General features: G+C 75.4%; 2 protein-coding genes and 2 pseudogenes. 1 reads left to right on the top strand and 3 read right to left on the bottom strand.

What is annotated here, in order from left to right:
* Both VR44_RS46440 and VR44_RS20295 read right to left on the bottom strand, forming a co-directional pair.
* Positions 1–355: pseudogene (locus tag VR44_RS46440) on the bottom strand (hypothetical protein); the annotation flags it as partial.
* Between the two features lie 295 nt (positions 356–650).
* Complete coding sequence (locus tag VR44_RS20295) at positions 651–1,175, bottom strand: DinB family protein (protein WP_045948973.1); 525 nt, start codon at positions 1,173–1,175, stop codon at positions 651–653.
* A 90-nt stretch (positions 1,176–1,265) separates the two neighbouring features.
* Here VR44_RS20295 and VR44_RS20290 point away from each other — a divergent pair, with 90 nt between their 5' ends.
* A complete protein-coding gene (locus tag VR44_RS20290) occupies positions 1,266–2,177 on the top strand; it encodes a Gfo/Idh/MocA family protein (RefSeq protein WP_045948972.1) in 912 nt (303 codons plus the stop codon).
* On the opposite strand, the pseudogene lnt reads toward VR44_RS20290, so the two are convergent.
* Positions 2,116–3,490: pseudogene (gene lnt / locus VR44_RS42770) on the bottom strand (apolipoprotein N-acyltransferase); the annotation flags it as partial. The gene VR44_RS20290 and the pseudogene lnt sit on opposite strands and share 62 nt — an antisense overlap.

The following is a 3,490-nucleotide window of genomic DNA, read 5'->3' as shown; positions in this document are numbered from 1 at the left end:
TATAAGAGACAGCCTCCGGGCTGTCCGGCTGCCAGTTCCCGTGCCGGCGGCCCAGCGCGCACACGTCCGCCGGGCGTACCGGCACCTCCCGCGCCAGCTCGCGCGGCACCCGCGCGTCGGGCCGTAGCGGGCCGGGAAGGCCCCCGGGGAGCCGCTGGGCGTGCTCGGCGTGCCTGCGCGGCTCGGGGATGTCGGGGACCGCCCCCGCGGCCTCCTCCGCCTCCAGGGCCTGCGCGGTGCCCCCCGGCGCGGTGCGCGCCGTGCCCCGCCCGGCGGCCGTGGGCGCCGACGGCCGTGCGGCGCCGTCCCGGGGCACGGCCTTCAGCGCCTCCAGGGCGGGCGCCTGGACCACCACCGGCAGCGCCCCGGGGCCCCCGCGCGGCTCGTGCCGGGGCGCCCCGCGTCGGAGGGGGATCCGGCCGGCCGCATCGGCGCGGGGCTCACGTTCACGCAGCCGGAGACCGCCGAGACCGCCGAGACGGCGCAGGCGGCTCCGAGGAGCAGTTTCGTCGAGGTTCGGGTCTGATGCACCCGCGCAACTCTGCTGTGCGAGGGTCCCGTTGCGAAAACCCTGAGCCGATATTCACCCCGCACGGGTGACGCGGGGGCGGTGTCCGGCGGACACCGGCCGCCCGGGAAGCCGGTCCCCGTTACTCGCCCGTGGCCCCGTCGAGGTGCTCCCGCAGCAGGTCGGCGTGACCGTTGTGGCGGGCGTACTCCTCGATCATGTGGGTGTAGATCCAGCGCAGGCTGAACACCTCGCCCCGGTGGTGGCTCGCGGCGTCCGACACCGCGTCCAGGGAGCGCCCCGCCGCCGCCCGCCTGGCCAGCTCGACCTCCTCCTGCCAGACCTCCCGCGCCTGCGCCCAGGTGTCCCCGTCCGTGAACTCGAAGTCCCCGTCGCGGTTGTCCCGGGTGCTGTACAGGTCGGGCAGGTCCGCGCCCAGCGCGATCTCCCGGAACCAGTACCGCTCCACCTCCGCCATGTGCCGCACGAGGCCCATCAGGCTCAGCGCGGAGGGCCGGAGCGGAGTGGCGCGCAGCTGCTCGTCGGAGAGGCCCTCGCACTTCCAGGCGAGGGTCTCGCGGTGGTATTCGAGCCAGCCGTCCAGCATCTCCCGCTCGCCGGCGGTGGTGGAGGGCTCGGTGCGGTGGTCTACCCGGGAGGTCGTCATGGCCGCCATCCTGGTCGAACGCGCCGGAGGCGACCAGCGATTATGCTGCGGAGTCCCATACGGCATACGGCGCAAACCAGGAGGCTCCCGGTGAAGGTCGGCGTCATCGGACTCGGCGACATCGCGCAGAAGGCGTACCTGCCCGTGCTCACCACCCGCCCCGGGGTCCAAGTGCACCTGCAGACCCGCACCCACGCCACGCTGGAGCGGCTCGGCGCGGTCCACCACGTCCCCGAGGGCCGCCGTCACGCCTCCCTCGGCGCGCTGATCGCGCAGGGCCTCGACGCCGCCTTCGTGCACGCTCCGACCGGCGTCCACCCCGAGATCGTCGGGCGGCTGCTGGAGGCCGGGGTGCCCACGTACGTGGACAAGCCGCTCGCCTACGAACTCGCCGACTCCCGCCGCCTGGTCGAGCTGGCGGAGGAGCGCGGCACCTCCCTCTTCGTGGGCTTCAACCGCCGCTACGCGCCCGGGTACGCGCAGTGCGCAGACCTCCCGCGCGATCTGATCGTCATGCAGAAGAACCGGGTCGGGCTCCCCGAGGACCCGCGCACCCTGGTCCTCGACGACTTCATCCACGTCGTCGACACCCTGCGCTTCCTGCTGCCCGGCGACGCCGACCACATCGACGTCCGCGCCGTGGTGCGCGAGGGGCTGATGTCGCACGTGGTGCTCCAGATGTCCGGCGAGGGTTTCACCGCCCTCGGCATCATGAACCGGCTCTCCGGCTCCACCGAGGAGGTCCTGGAGGTCTCCGGACAGGACTCCAAGCGGCAGGTCGTCAACCTCGCCGAGGTCATCGACCACAAGGGGCAGCCGACCGTGCGCCGGCGCGGCGACTGGGTCCCCGTGGCCCGCCAGCGCGGCATCGAGCAGGCCGTCGACACCTTCCTGGAGGCCGTGGAGGGCGGCAAGGTGCTCAGCGCCCGGGACGCCCTCCTCACCCACGAGCTGTGCGAGCGGGTGGTGCTGACGGCGCTGGAGCAGACCTCGCGGCCCTGACCGCCCGGGCGCCCCGGGCCGCGCAGTACAGGGCGAGCGCGGCCAGGGCGGCGCCGCCGGGCCAGTTCCCGAAGCGGACGAAGAGGGTGGTGCCACGGGCCAGCGGCACCTCGTACACGGCCGCCGTCCGGGCCGAGGTGGGCAGGCCGGCGCCGACCCGCTCGCCGGAGGGCCCGAAGACCGCGCTGACCCCGGTCAGGGTGGCGTGCACCACGGGGCGGCCGGTCTCGGCGGCGCGCAGGGCCGCCAGGGAGGCGTGCTGGGCCGGTGCCCAGCTGTCCTGGAAGGTCGAGGTCGACGACTGGGCGACCAGCACCCCGGCCCCCTCCTCGGCCAGGTGCCGGCTCATGTCGGGGAAGGCCGACTCGAAGCACACCAGCGGGCCGATCCGGGCCCCGCCGGGCAAGTCCATGATCACCGGTGCGGCGCCCCGCATCCGGTCCTCGCCCGCCGCCTTGCCCACCGAGGGGGCCCGGCCCAGCAGCGGCCGGGCCGGTATGTACTCGCCGAAGGGCACGAGCCGCATCTTGTCGTACCGGTCCCCGGTGAGCCCCCGGGGTCCGACCAGCACCGAACTCTTGTAGATCCCCGGCCGGTCCGAGCGGCGGGCGTCCACGTTGACCAGCAGCGGGGCGCCGACCCGCGCGGACAGCTCGGCCAGCCGCCGGGACAGGTCGGGCCGGGCCGCCAGGTCCGCGCCGACGCTGCTCTCGCCCCACACCACCAGGTCCGGGTGCGCCGCCGCCAGGCCGGAGGTCAGACGTTCCTCGGCGGCGAACCGCTGCTCCCCGCTGTCCGCTGCTCCCCGCTGTCGGCCCCCTCCAGCGGGCCGGGCTGTACGACGGCCACGCGCAGCCCGCCCGCCGGCTCCGGGCGCGGCAGCCACAGCCACACCACGCCCGTCAGCACCGCGCACCCCGCCACGGAGGCCACCGCCGCCACCCGGGCCCTGGGCGCGGCGACCAGCAGCACCACCGCACAGTTCACCGCCACCACCAGCAGGCTCACCAGCCACACCCCGCCCACGGAGGCCAGCCGGAGCCCCGCGGGCCCCTGCCACTGACTGGCCCCGAGCAGCCCCCACGGCCCGCCCAGCCCCTGCCAGGACCGGGCCAGCTCCGACAGCAGCCACCCCGCCGGTACGAGGAGCAGCGCGACGGCGGCCCGGCCCGGCGCCGGGGCCCCGCCCAGCAACTCCCGTACCAGCACCGCCCAGGGGATCCAGAGCAGCCCCAGCAGCGCGGCGAGGGGCACCAGGAACACGTGCAGGCTGGGCAGCAGCCAGTGGTGCACGGCCACGATGAACCCCGCGC

The organism is Streptomyces katrae, from assembly GCF_000966975.1.
Classification (GTDB): domain Bacteria; phylum Actinomycetota; class Actinomycetes; order Streptomycetales; family Streptomycetaceae; genus Streptomyces; species Streptomyces katrae.
Note: the sequence above shows the minus strand (reverse complement) of the source record. Positions and strands in the feature narration are given on the sequence as shown.

What these genes read in the sequence shown, in the direction of transcription:
- VR44_RS20295 (WP_045948973.1), bottom strand. Translation starts at nt 1,175, where the DNA reads ATGACGACCTCCCGGGTAGACCACCGCACCGAGCCCTCCACCACCGCC.